The organism is Paractinoplanes ovalisporus, assembly GCF_016834655.1.
GTDB classification, from domain to species: Bacteria; Actinomycetota; Actinomycetes; order Mycobacteriales; family Micromonosporaceae; genus Actinoplanes; species Actinoplanes ovalisporus.
Genome location: NZ_JAENHP010000004.1, coordinates 218,570 through 233,531, shown reverse-complemented (window position 1 = coordinate 233,531; position 14,962 = coordinate 218,570). Strand labels below are relative to the sequence as shown.

Annotated in this window: 15 protein-coding genes; 11 read left to right on the top strand and 4 right to left on the bottom strand. The window is 70.0% G+C overall.

The features are described from left to right. Positions 1-8: 8 nt before the first annotated feature. Positions 9-464 (bottom strand): methylated-DNA--[protein]-cysteine S-methyltransferase, encoded by a 456-nt coding sequence (locus tag JIG36_RS15200; RefSeq protein WP_203376934.1) that lies wholly within the window; start codon positions 462-464, stop codon positions 9-11. A gap of 35 nt (positions 465-499) precedes the next feature. Beyond that, positions 500-907 carry a hypothetical protein gene (locus JIG36_RS15195; protein ID WP_203376933.1) on the bottom strand — a complete coding sequence of 136 codons (408 nt, stop codon included), beginning with the start codon at positions 905-907 and terminating at the stop codon, positions 500-502. 87 nt (positions 908-994) lie between these two features. Here JIG36_RS15195 and JIG36_RS15190 point away from each other — a divergent pair, with 87 nt between their 5' ends. Then, positions 995-1,513, top strand: a complete 519-nt coding sequence (locus JIG36_RS15190; protein WP_203376932.1) for a SigE family RNA polymerase sigma factor — start codon at positions 995-997, stop codon at positions 1,511-1,513. Continuing rightward, on the top strand, positions 1,510-2,604 hold the full coding sequence (locus JIG36_RS15185; protein WP_203376931.1) for a TolB-like translocation protein: 1,095 nt from the start codon (positions 1,510-1,512) through the stop codon (positions 2,602-2,604). The genes JIG36_RS15190 and JIG36_RS15185 overlap by 4 nt, the downstream gene beginning before the upstream one ends. Positions 2,605-2,614: 10 nt before the next feature. Here the strand turns inward: JIG36_RS15185 and JIG36_RS15180 are convergent, their stop codons facing one another. Further along, positions 2,615-4,048, bottom strand: coding sequence for a CCA tRNA nucleotidyltransferase (locus JIG36_RS15180; protein ID WP_203376930.1), 1,434 nt, complete (start codon positions 4,046-4,048; stop codon positions 2,615-2,617). Positions 4,049-4,105: 57 nt separating this feature from the next. Between JIG36_RS15180 and JIG36_RS15175 the strand changes: the two genes are divergently transcribed. From JIG36_RS15175 to JIG36_RS15140, 8 genes are all read left to right on the top strand, one after another. Then, positions 4,106-4,987 carry a hypothetical protein gene (locus tag JIG36_RS15175; protein ID WP_307872725.1) on the top strand — a complete coding sequence of 294 codons (882 nt, stop codon included), beginning with the start codon at positions 4,106-4,108 and terminating at the stop codon, positions 4,985-4,987. A gap of 48 nt (positions 4,988-5,035) precedes the next feature. Continuing rightward, positions 5,036-6,814, top strand: a complete 1,779-nt coding sequence (gene murJ, locus JIG36_RS15170; RefSeq protein WP_203376928.1) for a murein biosynthesis integral membrane protein MurJ — start codon at positions 5,036-5,038, stop codon at positions 6,812-6,814. Between the two features lie 188 nt (positions 6,815-7,002). Then, positions 7,003-8,529 carry a protein kinase family protein gene (locus JIG36_RS15165; protein WP_307872724.1) on the top strand — a complete coding sequence of 509 codons (1,527 nt, stop codon included), beginning with the start codon at positions 7,003-7,005 and terminating at the stop codon, positions 8,527-8,529. A 45-nt stretch (positions 8,530-8,574) separates the two neighbouring features. Then, positions 8,575-9,264, top strand: coding sequence for an RNA polymerase sigma factor SigM (gene sigM, locus JIG36_RS15160; protein WP_307872723.1), 690 nt, complete (start codon positions 8,575-8,577; stop codon positions 9,262-9,264). Further along, on the top strand, positions 9,261-10,124 hold the full coding sequence (locus JIG36_RS15155) for an RsmA family anti-sigma factor (RefSeq protein ID WP_203376927.1): 864 nt from the start codon (positions 9,261-9,263) through the stop codon (positions 10,122-10,124). The genes sigM and JIG36_RS15155 overlap by 4 nt, the downstream gene beginning before the upstream one ends. Positions 10,125-10,259: 135 nt before the next feature. Further along, a complete protein-coding gene (gene trxB / locus JIG36_RS15150) occupies positions 10,260-11,219 on the top strand; it encodes a thioredoxin-disulfide reductase (RefSeq protein WP_203376926.1) in 960 nt (319 codons plus the stop codon). An 18-nt stretch (positions 11,220-11,237) separates the two neighbouring features. After that, the gene (gene trxA, locus JIG36_RS15145) at positions 11,238-11,564 is read left to right on the top strand and encodes a thioredoxin (RefSeq protein ID WP_203376925.1); all 327 of its coding nucleotides are present in this window, start codon (positions 11,238-11,240) and stop codon (positions 11,562-11,564) included. A 100-nt stretch (positions 11,565-11,664) separates the two neighbouring features. Then, positions 11,665-12,813 (top strand): N-acetylmuramoyl-L-alanine amidase, encoded by a 1,149-nt coding sequence (locus JIG36_RS15140; protein ID WP_203376924.1) that lies wholly within the window; start codon positions 11,665-11,667, stop codon positions 12,811-12,813. Between the two features lie 7 nt (positions 12,814-12,820). Here JIG36_RS15140 and JIG36_RS15135 read toward each other — a convergent pair whose 3' ends face one another. Next, on the bottom strand, positions 12,821-13,489 hold the full coding sequence (locus JIG36_RS15135) for a GNAT family N-acetyltransferase (RefSeq protein WP_203376923.1): 669 nt from the start codon (positions 13,487-13,489) through the stop codon (positions 12,821-12,823). 167 nt (positions 13,490-13,656) lie between these two features. Between JIG36_RS15135 and JIG36_RS15130 the strand changes: the two genes are divergently transcribed. Beyond that, positions 13,657-14,961, top strand: a complete 1,305-nt coding sequence (locus JIG36_RS15130) for an aminotransferase-like domain-containing protein (protein ID WP_203376922.1) — start codon at positions 13,657-13,659, stop codon at positions 14,959-14,961. Position 14,962 lies beyond the last annotated feature (1 nt).

Sequence of the window (14,962 nt, the reverse complement as noted above, 5' to 3'; positions counted from 1 at the left end):
GGCATAGGTCAACCCCAGGCGCGTGCCAAGGCGATCCGTGCCTCGAGCTCCAACAGCTTGCGCTTGCGGTCGAGCCCGCCGCCGAAACCGACCATCTTGCCCCCGGCCCCGACCACCCGGTGACAGGGCACGATCACCGGGATCGGGTTGTGGTTGCAGGCCGTCCCCACAGCCCGCGCAGCCCCCGGATCACCCAGTGCGGTCGCGATCGCGCCGTACGTGATCATTTCCCCGTACGGAATCTTGGCGATCTCGCCCCACACCGCGCGCTCGAACTCGGTGCCGCCGCGCATCTCGAACGGCACGGTGAAGTCGGTCAGCTCGCCCGCGAAATAGGCCTCGAGCTGCTGAGCGGCCGGATGCGCGGCCGACGCTCCGGGACGCGAGCCGAAGTGCACCCCGACCACCGTGTCACCCGACACGGACACGCCGAGCGGACCGATGGGCGAGTCAACGACGAACATGCCCACGATTCTGCCCCCGGGGTACGACAACTTTTCTAGAGGTAACCGTTGGCGCGACCCCACCGCTCGAGCGCATCCGCGGCTTCCTCATGGGCCGGGTCGGGAGTCTTCGGTGATCTCGCCAGGTCGGCGACCGCCGTGATCGCGGCCAGTGGAACGGCAACGATCAGGCCCAGAACCGCGTTGCCGGCCACCAGCACCGCCGAATCCGGAATGGTGGACATGCTCCGGGCCCAGTGGATGCCGTCACTTCCGCCCGGCGGAGGAGGGGCAAGCGGTTCGGGAACGTACTTGAACAGGTAATACCCCCACGCGCAGGTCATGAGCACGCCCACGACCGAGACGGCGGCGAACCACAGACGCACGGGCCGGGTGCCGCGCCACCACAGCACGAACCACGTCACGACGATCGCGGCGGGAAGGACCAGGAGGAGCAGGAGCACGCGGGCGACCCTAGCGGCGGCATACAAACTTCCCGATCCGTGCAAGCCTTTCGATCCCGCCGGCGTCATACCGGACGGAGGTGACGGGTGAAGCAGTCACTCGAGGCGGAGTTCACCGCGTTCGTCGCGGAGCGGGGGCAGTCGCTGCTCCGGATCGCGCACGCCCTGACCGGCGACCCGCGGGCCGCGGAGGACCTGGTGCAGGGCGCGCTCGCCAAGGCGTACGCGAAATGGCCGCGGATCCACGGCGACGCCGAGGCGTACGTCCGGAAGATCCTTTACAACGACCGCATCTCGGGCTGGCGCCGGGCGGGCCGGCACCGTGAGGTCCCGATGGCCGAGATGCCCGACCGGCCGGTCCAGGGCCACGACGTCGCCGAACGGCTCGCGCTGCGCCAGGCCCTGCTCACGCTGCCCGACCGGCAACGCGCCGTCCTGGTGCTGCGCTATCTCGAGGATCGCACGGTCGAGGAGACCGCCGAGGTGCTGGGTTGCCGTCCCGGCACGGTGGCCAGCCAGGCCTCCCGCGCCCTGGACAAACTGCGCGACCTGTTCGGCAAGGAAACCGGGGGCGATCTCGGCAAGCAGATGGAGGGCTCACGATGACCCTGGAGGACAAGGTGCGGCTCACCGTCCACGACCTGGCCGGCACTGCCCCGGCCACGCCCGGCCTGGCCGACATCGCCCGCCGCCGGGGCCGCCGGATCCGCCGCCGCAACCAGGCCCTGGTGGGCGCGGCGGCAATCGTTCTCACCGGCGTGGCGGCTGTCCCGTTCGCCGTGCCCGACAAGAGAGACACGTCACCACCGCCGGTGACGACGACCAGTTCCCCCGTACGCCGGACGACCGCCCCCGCCAATTGGGGAAGCACCCCGCTGAAACTCCCCGGTGGCGTCGTCGTCACCGCCCTGACCCGCAACGACGTGGGCACCGACGCGCCCGCCGGACGCACCCTGGCCACCGGCAACGTCGTCCTCAACCGTGCGACCGGCCGTTACGAGGCGTTGAAGGCCGACTACTACACCGTCTGGGGAGCGCCCGCCGAAAATCTGGGCGTGGTCAGCGACGGCGCCGACGGGCTGGGCATCGTGCACGCCGACCGCAGCATCAAGTGGATACGGATCGGCTACGCGCTCGATCCGCAGTGGTCTCCCAACGGCACCCTCCTGCTGGCCACGACGCAGACCGGCTTCGCCGTGATCGACGCCGCGACCGGAAAGGTGACTCGGCACGCCACGCCCGAGGCGATCGCCGCCTGCCCCGACGAATGCCTCTTCACCTGGCAGACCGACAACCGGACCGTAGCCGTCGCTCAGCGCGATCTCTCGGTTCCCCAGTCGGAGGAGAAGGCCGACACGATCAAGGAGGTCCGGGTCTACAGCGCCGCCGACGGCCGGGCCCTTGCGGTGCAGAATGTGCCCGGCCTGCCGGTCAGCGGGAGCCCCTGGTCACCCGACGGCACCCGGGTTCTTCTGCGATCACCGGAGCCAGGCGGCGGCACCCGGATCGCCCAGGTGATGAGCGGGACAACCATCACAACCGTCCCGGAGAGCGACACCCGGTTCCTGCCCGGTGGAGGCATCCTCGGCCTGAGCGAAGGGATGGCCCGGCTCTACGACTCCGACGGCAAGCTCTACGAGGAGATGACGCTCCCGGCCGACTTCGCCGGCCGCCGGGTGAGCATCGGCACGCCCTGAGAAGACAGCCCTAAGAAGAAAGGTGCCCGTTGTCGCGGGCCCACTTGAAGAGCTCGGCCTCGGCCTCGTCCCGCGTCAGCGGCCCGCGGTCGAGGCGCAGCTCCTTGAGGAACCGCCACGCCTGACCGACGACCGGACCGGGCGGCACCCCGAGCAGCTCCATGATCGCGTTGCCGTCGAGGTCGGGACGGACCCGGGCCAGGTCTTCCTCCTCGGCCAGCCGGGCGATCCGCTCCTCGAGCGCGTCGTAGTCGGCCGCCAGGTTGGCCGCCTTGCGCCGGTTGCGGGTCGTCACGTCCGAGCGGGTGAGCTTGTGCAGCCGGGTGAGCAGCGGGCCGGCGTCGGTCACGTAGCGGCGCACCGCGGAATCGGTCCACTCGCCCCGGCCGTACCCGTAGAACCGCAGGTGCAGCCCGACGAGCTCGACCACGTCGGTGATGACGTCCTTGGGGTATTTCATGGCCTTCATGCGCTGCTTGGTCATCCGCGCGCCGACCACCTCGTGGTGGTGGAAGCTGACCCGGCCGTCGCGCCCGACCGCCTTGGTGGCCGGCTTGCCGATGTCGTGCATCAGCGCGGCCATGCGCAGCGTGAAGTCGGGCCCCTCGTCGCCCTCGAGCCGCATCGCGTTCTGCACGACGATCAGCGTGTGCTCGTAGACGTCCTTGTGCTGGGCGTGCTCGTCGATCTCGAGCTTGAGCCCGGAGATCTCGGGGATGAACCGGTCGGCCAGGCCGGTGTCGACCAGCAGCCGCAGGCCGACGATCGGGTCGGCGCCGCACATCAGCTTGGTGAACTCGTCCCGGATGCGTTCCGCGGTGATCCGGTCGAGATCGGCGGCCATGTCCCGCATGGCCGAAATGACCTTTTGATCCACAGTGAACTGCAGCTTCGCGGCGAACCGGGCGGCCCGCAGCATCCGAAGTGGATCATCACCGAACGACTGGGACGGCGCGGCCGGTGTGCGGATCACCTGGGCCGCGAGATCATCCAGACCACCGTACGGGTCGGTGAACTCGTGCCCGGGCAGCGAGACGGCCATCGCGTTGATCGTGAAGTCGCGGCGCTCGAGATCGCCGAGCAGGGAATCGCCGTACTCGACGACGGGGTTGCGCGTCACTCCGTCGTACGCCTCGGCCCGGAACGTGGTGATCTCGATGCGCAGGCCGTGTTTCTGAATGCCGATCGTGCCGAACTCGCGACCGGTCTCCCAGATCGCGTCGGCCCAGCCCTGCACCACGGCCAGGGTCTGCTCGGGGCGGGCGTCGGTGCAGAAGTCGAGGTCGTCGCCGAGCCGGCCCAGCAACGCGTCGCGCACGGAACCGCCGACCAGGTGCAACTCGTGGCCGGCGGCGCCGAAGCGGCGCCCCAGCTCGTCGGCGACGGGGGAGACCCGCAGCAACTCGGCGACCGCGTTCTTCTGGGCGGCATTCAACACAGACATGGGATGACCAGCGTATCGGGCGTGGCAGCACGCCGGAGCACCGGGCAGGATGGGCGGGTGCCCGTTTCCGACACGCTGCTGAACCTGACCGAGAACCCGGATTTCTGGGCCGGTGAGAGCTGCGTGACCAGCGACGACGATCCCCGCGAGCTGCGGACGAGCTTCCCGGTCACCGGTGGCTACGCGCTCGTCCTCGACCTTGATCTCCACACCGGCGAACGCACCCTCGGCCTGCGGATTCCCTCGTCCAGTGAGCCCGTGCAGCTGGCCTACGCGCTGCCCGGCGAGCCCGGCCCGGCCGCGCTGCGCTGGTGGGAGCTCGACCTGTGCGCCCGGGTGATCGCCTGGGAAGATCCGACCCTGCCGCATCCGGGCCTGGTCGTCGCGCTGTTGTCCCCGTTCGCGCCGGTCACCGCCGACGACGACGAGACCGGCATCGCGGCGATGCGGGAGGCGGCCTACCGGTCGCTGCGCCGCGACGTGCCGCCGGCCGAGCCGTCCGGTCCCGAGCAGACGCCCCTTCCGCTCTTCTCGGGCGACGACTGGTGGCCGGCTCCGGCCGTGGTGTCGCCGCAGGTGCTCGACGAGGCTTCGATCGCCGAGCTGAGCCGTCCGGAAAGAGCGGTCCGCGACGTACGGGGTGGGTCCCGCTTCCCGCGCGAAATGCTTGCTGATCTGGTACGCCGGGCCGCCGCCCACCTGCGCGAGGCGCCCCGCCAGAGGTGGTACGCCGAGACCCGCCCGATCGCCCGCCACATCCACGACACCGGTGATCTCCGGGCCGTTCCGCAGCTGCTCGGTGCGCTCACCGAGGCCGGCTGCGACCACCCGACGGTTCTCGATGCGCTGAGTGAACCCCTGGTCACGGCCGAGGCCTGCTGGATGGTCGAGACCCTGGCCGGGGCCGAACCCGGCACTCTGCTGCGACACCGGCTGTGACCAGAGCCGTATGGTGACTGCAGTTCCGTCAGAAGCTCGGGAGGATCGGTGAACGGCGGTCTCTACCGCAGCGCGCACTCCATGCCCGAGGGCGAACCACCGCGGCCGGAGGACGGCGTCACGGTGATCTCGGTCGATTCGCAGCTGGGCAACACCGGCGCGGTCGAGGATCAGGCGCTGCCACCGGAGGAGCTGCCACCCGGCGACAAGGCCGGCGACGGCGGCACGGCCGGCAACAGCGCCGTCATGGCGATCGGCAGCTTGGTCAGTCGGATCATCGGCTTCGTCCGCAACGCGCTGATCGGCATGACGCTGGGCTCCTCCGGCATCGGTGACGCGTATGTCGCCGCGCAGTTCCTTCCCGGCCAGATCTACGAGCTGCTGCTCGGCGGCATCCTGTCCAGCGTGCTGATCCCGCTGCTGGTGCGGCGGCGCAAGGCCGATGCCGACGGCGGGCTCGAGTTCACCCGGAAGCTGCTCACGTTCGCGATCGTGTCGCTGGGCGTGGCCACCGTCCTGGTGGTGATCGCGGCACCGGTCATCACGGCGATCCAGTCCAACTCCGATACGCCCGGGGCCTACCGCGACCTGGTCACCCACTTCGCATACCTGATCCTGCCGATCATCTTCTTCACCGGGCTCTCCGCCCTGATCGGCGCCGTGCTCAACGTCCGCGGGCACTTCGCCGCCCCGATGTGGGCGCCGATCCTCAACAACCTGGTGGTGATCGCCGCCTGCGGCGTCTTCATCGTCACCTTCGGCCCGACCACCGATCTCGGGCCGGAAGACATGACCCAGGGCCGGATCCTGCTGATCGGCCTGGGCACGCTGCTGGGCATGGTGGTGCAGGCCATCGGCCTGCTCCCGGCCCTGCGCAAGGTCGGCTTCAGCTGGAAGTGGCGGTGGGCTCCACGCTCGCTGGGTCTGCGCGAGATCGGTGGCCTGGCCGGCTGGATGCTGCTCTACGTCGGCGCCAACCAGATCGCGATCTTCGCCGTGGTCCGCATCCTCAACGGGGTGGCCGGCAAAAACAGCGCCAGCGTGCTGGCCTTCAACAACGTCTACCTGCTGACGATGATGGCGCACGGCATCATCGGCGTCTCGGTGATGACGGCGCTGCTGCCGAAGATGAGCGCGGCCGCCGCCGAGGGCCGGTTCAGCGAGGTCAGCGCCGACGTGAACCGCGGCATCAAGCTGACCGCGGCCGCCCTGGCCCCGATCGCCGTCGTCTACGGCGTGCTGGGCAAGCCGATCGCCGTCACGCTGTTCGAGGGTGGCGCCTTCAGCCACGACGCCGCCCTCGACACCGGCGTGGTGCTGGTGGTGGCCGCGTTCGCGGTGCTCCCGCTCTCGATCAGCTATCTCTGCACGTACGCCTTCTATTCCCTGCAGGGCAACCGGACCGCCGCGCTGATCAACGTGCCGGTGGTCGCCGTCCGCATCGCGGGCTACTTCATCCTGGCCGGCGTGCTGGGCGCGTCGCTGTCGGCGGCCGGCATGACGGCGGCCAACGCGATCTCGTACGCCGTCTCCGCCCTGATCTCGCTCGCCGTGCTGCGCCGCAAGATCGGCCGGCTCAATCTGGGCAGCGTCGCCGTGGCTCTGATCAAGGTCGTGGTCGCGGCCGCGGTCGCCGCCGCGCTCGGCCTCCTGGTCGTGCATTTCCTGCCCGGCGCGGGCTCGCCGAGTGGCCGCGGGGAGGCGATTCTGCAACTGTTTGCCGGCGGCGCGGTGATTCTGGTGGCCTACCTGGGCGCGGCCACCGTGCTTCGGGTGTCCGAGGTCAGCCAGGTGATCGGGATGGTGCGCCGCAAACTTGGCCGCTGACCAGCGGTTTCTCCGGCCACATCAGTAACACGGGTGGTTCGGCGGGGCTCTTCGGCGGTTGCCGCGCCGGGGGGACGACCTGCCGCCGGATGGCCCCGGGCGGGTATGGTCGGTGTCGGCATGTGCCCATCGCACGTGTCATTTGCACCTAGCACGGCAAAACGTGCGTGGAGCACCGAGGAGGACTGGTGACCCAGGTCGGCGAAGGCCACGAGACCACGGCCGATGCGGACGGACCGGTCATGACTTTCGGTGCGCCCACCGCCGGCGAGGTCCTCGCCGAGCGTTACGAACTCCAGGAACACGTCAACGACGACAGCGCCGGCCGGCAGGTCTGGCGCGGCATCGACGTGATCCTGCGGCGTCCGGTCGCGGTCGTCCTGCGTTACCCCGGCGGCGATTCCGCCACCGAGATGCTTCAGGCCGCGGTCGACGCGAGCCGGGTCATCCACCCCAACCTGGTCGGGGTCTACGACGCCATCGACGAGGGCGCGCGGGCCTATGTCGTACGCGAATGGGTCGACGGCGAGTCGCTGCGCGAGATGGTCAGCTCCCAGGGCCCGCTCGACCCGGCCCGCGCCACCGCCATCGCCCACTCCATCGCCGACGCCCTGGCCGCCGTGCACGCCACCGGCATGGTCCACGGCAACGTCCACCCCGGCACCACGCTGATCGGCGACGACGGCCGTGTCGTGCTGGCCGACGCCCGGGCCGACTCGGCCGACAGTGTCGAGGGTGACCTGCGTGCGGTCGGCGGCATTCTCTATTACGCGCTGACCGGTCACTGGCCCCACGACGAGGTCGGCCGCAGCGCGCTGCCCGACGCGAGCCGCGACGCGACCGGTGCCCCGGCGGCGCCCCGCCAGATCCGCGCCGGCGTCCCGGCCTACCTCGACGATCTGACGATGGACCTGCTCGACGCCCGGGTCGCCGTGCCCGAGGCCGACGCGCTCACCGCCGAACTGGCCCGGCTCGACGCCGCCGCCGAGGAGGAATACGAAGACGTCGGCCCGCTGCGGTTCGCCCAGAACACGACGACCGAGCCGGCTCGCAGCACGTCGAAGATCATCATCGGGGTCGCGGCCCTCATCGTCATCGCGGTCGTCGGTCTCGTCTTCGGCATCCGCGCGATCGACAACTCCGGCAACGCCCAGCCGACAACCACCGCCGAGGCGGGCGCGGGCAGTGACCCTCAAGGCAGCACCGACAGCCAGGCCCCGGCGCCCGAGCCGAAGAAGATCGCGCTGAACGCCGACATGGTCCGCATCGTCGACCCGCCGCAGGGCGACCGCGACGACACCGGCGAGTCGAAATACACGGTCGACGGTGACGACGAGACCGCGTGGGAGCTGCAGCACTTCAACCAGGCCAACTTCGGCACCCGCAAGCCCGGCATGGGCGTGCTGATCGACCTCGGCCAGGCCCGCAAGCTCTCCGAGGTCGAGGTCCTGCTGTCGCAGCCCGGCGTCACGATGGACATCCGCACCGGCACCGACGACTTCGGCGACACCTCGGCCGGCGACCAGAAGATCATGGACACCTACAAGCGGCTGGGCGACTCCGAGACGGTGACGACCGGCAACCGCAAGGTGTTCTCGGTCTTCAACCCCGACCAGACCTACCGCTACGTTCTGGTCTTCATGACCAAGCTGCCCTCCGACGGCGAGGGCCGCTTCTCGGTCGATCTCCAGGAGATCTCGGTTCTCGGCTACTGAGCGTCGGGCGCGCGCCCGATCGCCCCGTCCGGTTAGATTGCTGGCGTGACTTCCGGGGACGCCTCGCAGGGTGTCGCGCCCAGCGACGCCGAGCTTCTGCGCGCCCACGTCGAAGGCGACAAGGAAGCCTTCGGCGAACTGGTCCGGCGGCACCGTGACCGTCTCTGGGCAGTCGCCCTGCGCACCATCGGCGACCGCGAGGAGGCCGCCGACGCGGTGCAGGACGCCCTGCTCTCGGCCCACCGCAACGCCGCCAGGTTCCGGGGCGACTCGGCCGTCACCACTTGGCTGCACCGCATCGTGGTCAACGCGTGCCTCGACCGGATCCGCAAACGCCAGGCCCACCCGACCGTGCCGCTGCCCGACGGCAGTCGCTCGGAAGACCGGCCGTCCGGTGTGGAGCCGGCCGCGCCCCAGGCCGACCACGAGACCGCGCTGCTCGTGCGGCAGGCCCTGGCCGACCTGCCGGCCGATCAACGGGCCGCGATCGTGCTGGTCGACGTGCAGGGCTACCCGGTCGCCGAGGCGGCCGAGATGCTCGACGTGGCGGTCGGCACGATCAAGAGCAGGTGCGCCCGGGGCCGGGCCAGAATGGCCTTGGCACTGGGCGAGTTGCGGGGGAGAGACACCAATCACGCCCCGGCCGGGAACCCGGGGGCCACGGAAACCGTCCCATCCGGACCGGGTGCGGTGAAACCGCCGCCCGGCGGGAACGAGCGGAGGGACCAGAGGTGACCGGGGCCGAGTTCAGCGGGGTCGACATCGACCTGCTGGCGGACTACATCGGCGGCGCCCTCGAGGGCACGCCCGACGAGTCCGCGGTGGCCACGCTGATCGCCCGCGATTCCGCTTGGCGTGAGGCGTACGAGCAGCTCAGCGGCGGCATCGACGTCGTCGTGGCCGAGCTGGGAAACCTCCCGGCCGAACCCATGCCCGACGACCTGGCGGCCCGGCTCGACGGCATGTTCGCGCCCGTGCCGCAACTCACTGTTGTGCGTGGGGACGCCCCTGAGGGCGGACGGGAAAAGAAGCGTGGCCGTCGGATGCGCTGGGCCACCCCCATCGCGATCGCGGCCGGATTCATCGCCTTTGTCGGCTTCGGCGCCGACTATCTCGCCGGGCAGAGCCGCGACGACTCGGCCGACTCCGCCAGCTCGGCCGCGGGCTCGGCCGAGAAGACCACCGCGCTGGCCGACTCGGGCCCCGGCGCGGCCGTCACGTCGACCGGCACCGACTACAACCGAGCCACACTCGCCGCCCCGCCGCAGGTCACGCCCATGAGTGCCCCCAGGAGCGAGCAGGCGTTCGGCAGCGAAGAGGACCAGGCGCAGCGATCGTCGTCGGCGATCTCGGGCGATCCCGCGCTGTCCCGTCTGTCGGCGCGAGCGGCCCTCGAGGAATGCTTCGCCGCGATCCAGCAGGAGAACGGCGGCGTGATATCCGTCCAGTCCGCCGACTTTGCCCGGTTCGACGGCGCTCCGGCGGTGATCGTCCGGTTCTCCGGTGCCGGCGGCGAGCAGGCCTGGGCGGTCGGCCCGGATTGCGGCGCGCGCGCCGGCGACGCCGACACGATCGACAAAGTCCCGGTACGCTGAGCGACACCCCAAACCCGTTCCGCGTGAGGTCGGACACGACCACGCCCGCGGGAATGGTGGGCGCCTATCTTGACGTTCTAGCGTGCAGTGTCGCCGAGGGGATTTCCCGGCGAAGAGCAGACTGAGGAGTCGGCAGTGGACGAGGTCCGCAATCTGATCATCATCGGTTCGGGACCGTCCGGTTACACCGCGGCGTTGTATGCCGCCCGGGCGAACCTCAAGCCGCTCGTGATCGAGGGCGTCCAGTCCGGTGGCGCCCTGATGACCACCACCGAGGTGGAAAACTTCCCCGGCTTCCGCGAGGGCATCATGGGCCCGGAGCTGATGGACAACATGCGGGCGCAGGCCGAGCGGTTCGGCGCCGAGTTCATCACCGACGACGCGACCCGGGTCGAACTGGGCGACAAGCCGACCGAGGCCGGCACCGAGGGCCTCAAGACCGTCTGGGTGGGCGACAAGCAATACTTCGCCCGCGCGGTCATCCTCTCCACCGGCTCGGCCTGGCGGCCGCTGGGCGTGCCCGGTGAGCAGGAGCTCCTCGGCCACGGCGTCTCGTCCTGTGCCACCTGTGACGGCTTCTTCTTCCGCAACCAGCACATCGTGGTGGTCGGCGGCGGCGACTCCGCGATGGAGGAGGCGACCTTCCTCACCCGCTTCGCCGAGACGGTCACCATCGTGCACCGGCGTGACTCGTTCCGGGCCAGCAAGGTCATGCAGCTGCGGGCGCTGAACAACGAGAAAATCAAGGTCGAGTGGAACTCCAAGGTCGAGGAGATCCTGGGCGACGACGGCAAGGTCTCCGGCGTCCGCCTGAAGAACACGCAGACCGGCGAGGAGAAGCTGCTCGACGTCACGGGCGTGTTCGTGGCGATCGGTCACGACCCGCGCAGCGAGCTCTTCAAGGGCCAGATCGAGCTCGACGACGACGGCTACGTGAAGGTCGACTCGCCGAGCACGCGCACCAACATCCCCGGTGTGTTCGCGGCCGGCGACCTGGTCGACCACACCTACCGCCAGGCCATCACCGCCTCCGGAACGGGCTGTTCCGCGGCGCTGGACGCCGAGCGCTTCATCGCATCGTTCGTCGAGCTCTAAAAGATCAGGAGTGTCGTAGTGGGAGTAGCAGGTAAGACGGTCACCGACGCCACGTTCGTCAACGACGTGCTGCAGTCGAAGAAGCCGGTGCTGGTGGACTTCTGGGCCGAGTGGTGCGCGCCCTGCAAGAAGGTCGACCCGCTGCTCGCCGAGATCGCCAAGGAGATGGGCGACAAGGTCGAGATCGTCCAGGTGAACATCGACGAGAACCCGGAGACGACCCGCGCCTATCGGGTGATGTCGGTGCCGACCCTGACCATCTTCAAGGGTGGCGAGGCGGTCAGCTCGGTGACCGGCGCCAAGCCCAAGAGCGCCCTGGTCAACTTCATCGAATCGGCCCTCTGAGCCGTCGTTCCCCACGCCCCGCGCCCTCACGGGTGCGGGGCGTCTTTGGTGGGTCCGGAGTACGCTGCCCGGAGTCCTTCTTCGTTCTAGGGAGTCGCGCGTGCGTTCCATCCGACGTGGAGACAGCGGCCCGGCCGTTGCCGAGATCCGATCGATCCTGGTCGGTCTGGAACTGCTGGAGACGGCCGGAGACTCCTTCGACGACGCCCTGGACACCGCGGTGCGGGCCTTCCAGCAGAGCCGTGGTCTGGGCATCGACGGCCTGGTCGGCGACGAGACCTGGGGTGCGCTCGACGCGTCCCGCTGGCGGCTCGGCGCGCGCACCCTGTTCCACTCGGTGCCCGACGCGCTCGTCGGCGAAGACGTCCGGACCCTGCAGGAGCGGCTGCTCGAGATGGGCTTCGACTCCGGTCGCGCCGACTCGATCTACGGCCCCCGCACGGCCCGCGCGGTGGCCCAGTTCCAGCGTGAGGTCGGCCTCACCCCCGACGGCTCCTGCGGCCCCCAGACGATGAAGGCGCTGCGCCGCCTCGGCCGCAAGGTGGTCGGGGGCCGGCCGCAGTGGCTGCGCGAGGCCGAGGCGTTCCGTCAGGCCGGCACCAACCTGGTCGGCAAGACCATCGTGATCGACCCCGGCCACGGCGGCGGTGACGACCAGGGTGTCGTCGTGCCCGACGGGCCGCTGCGGTGGAGCGAGGCCGACCTGGTCTACGACCTGGCCAACCGCCTCGAGGGCCGCCTGGCCGCGGCCGGCATGCGGGTGCACCTGACCCGCGGTCCCAAGCCGGCCGAGTCGATGAGCGGCGCCGACCGGGCCGCGCTGGCCAACAGCCTCGGCGCCGACCTGCTGATCTCGCTGCACCTCGACGGCCACGACAACGAGGCGGCCGACGGGGTCGCGACCTACCACTACGGCACGGGCAGCGGCCTGAGCTCGACGGTGGGGGAGCGGCTGGCCAACCTGGTGCAGCGGGAGATCGCCGTACGCACCGGCCTGCGCGACTGCCGCGTCCACGCCAAGACGTGGGAGCTGCTGCGTCTGACGCGCATGCCCGCCGTACGGGTGGACCTGGGTTATCTCACCTCGCAGGTCGACCGTGACCGGCTGGTCAACCCGCTGTTCCGCGAGCAGATCGTCGAGGCGATCCTGGCCGCGGTGCAGCGCATGTATTACCCGGTCGAGGCCGACGTTCCCACCGGCTCGATCGACGTGCGGCAGCTGCGGATGGCGCTGTCGAACCGCGCCTGACCCGGCCTCAGTTCTCGACCGTGCGGGTTGCTGTGGCCGGGCGGACCGGCCGCAGCAGCGTCTCGGGGCTCATCGAGCCGAGCAGCTTCTCGAGCGCGTATTCGACGTCGGACTTCCACGACAGGGCGGTGCGCAGCTCGAGACGCAGCCGCGGGAAGCGCGGATGCGGACGTACCGTCTTGAAGCCGACGGAAAGGAAGAAGTCGACCGGCGCGACACAGCCCGTCTGCTTCTCCTCGTCGGCCTCGCCGAACTTCGCGTCGCCGAACGCCTCGATCGCCTTGACCCCGCGCTTGGTGAGATCACGAGCGACGCCCTGGACGAGCATGCGGCCCAGCCCGCCGCCAGCGAACGAGGCCACCACGTGCGCGGTCATCAGCAGCGCCGCGTCGGCGCTCACCGGCGAGGTCGGGAAGGCCATCGACCGGGGGACGTAGGCCGGTGGGGCGTACATCACAAAGCCGGCCGGCATGCCGTCGACATAGGCCAGCTTGCCGCAGGAACCCCACTCCAGCAGGGTCTGCGAGACCCACGCCTCCTTCTCGAGGCCGGGGTCGCCGGAGGCGCAGGCACGTTCGGCCGCGACCGGGTCCAACTCCCAGAACACGCACTGGCTGCACGGCCTCGGCAGATCGCCGAGCGTGTCCAGCGTGAGGTTGACCAGGCGTCGCGACACTGAATCCCCCCAGAGTGTTTCCGGCCCGCTCCCGGGTGGGATCCTACGCCGCAATACTCATGAACGGGACCAGGTCGGGCACAGTGGCCGGTTAACCGAGGGCTTCTGTCGTCGGGCCCGACTAGCATCGGGTTTCGTCCCTTCCTTTTTTGTGAGGTGAAGCCCGGATGACCGGCACAACCCAGGACGACTACACCGATCGGTACGCGCGTCGGGTGCGTGGCATGACCACCTCTGAGATCCGCGCACTCTTCGCAGTGGCAAGTCGTCCCGAGGTCGTGTCGCTCGCCGGTGGCTCGCCCTACATCGCCGCCCTCCCGCTCGACGCGGTGGGCGAGATGCTCAACCAGCTCGCCGCCGAGCAGGGCGCGAGCAGCCTTCAATACGGCATCGGCCAGGGCACGGTCGACCTGCGTGAGCGCATCTGCGAGGTGATGGCGCTTTCCGGCATCAGCGGCGCCTCACCCGACGACGTGGTGGTGACCGTCGGCGGTCAGCAGGCGCTCGACCTGCTCGCCCGGCTCTTCCTCGACCCGGGCGACGTGGTTCTCGCCGAGGGCCCCAGCTATGTCGGCGCGCTCGGTGTCTTCCAGGCCGCGCAGGCCCAGGTCACGCATGTCCCGATGGACGACGAGGGACTGATTCCGGCCGCCCTCGAAGAGGCGATCGCCGCCACCGAGCGGTCCGGGAAGAAGGCCAAGTTCCTCTACACGATCCCGACGTTCCAAAACCCGGCCGGCGTCACCCTGACCGACGAGCGGCGCGAGCAGGTTCTCGACATCTGTGAGCGCGCCGGGCTGCTGGTGGTGGAAGACGACCCGTACGGCATGTTGTCGTTCGAGGGGGAGGCGCCGCGCCCGCTGCGGGCCCGCCGGCGTGAGGGCGTCTTCTATGTGAGCACGTTCTCCAAGACGTTCGCCCCCGGGTTGCGGGTCGGGTGGATTCTCGCCCCTCACGCCGTACGGGAAAAGCTTGTGATGATGAGCGAGGCGAACGTGCTGTGCCCGAGTGCGTTCGCGCAGGGCGCCGTGACGCAATATCTGTCGACGATGCCGTGGCAGGAGCAGATCAAGGTCTACCGCGAGATCTATCGCGAACGCCGCGACGCGATGCTGACCTCGCTGCGCGACCTCATGCCGCCCGGCACCTCGTGGACACACCCGACCGGTGGACTGTTCGTGTGGGCGACGCTGCCCGAGGGTCTCGACTCCAAGGCGATGATGCCGCGGGCGATCGCGGCCCGGGTGGCGTACGTGCCGGGCACGGGCTTCTACGCCGACGGCACGGGCCGGTCCAACATGCGGCTCAACTTCTCCTTCTCCTCTCCCGAGCGCATCCGCGAGGGCATCCGGCGTCTGTCCGGGGTGATGGAGCAGGAACTGGCGATGCGGGCCGTCTTCGGTTCCGGTTTCGCCTCGTCCCGGCGCCGGGGCACGGCCGCCGCGGACGCCCCCGGTCCCGACTTGGCATGAT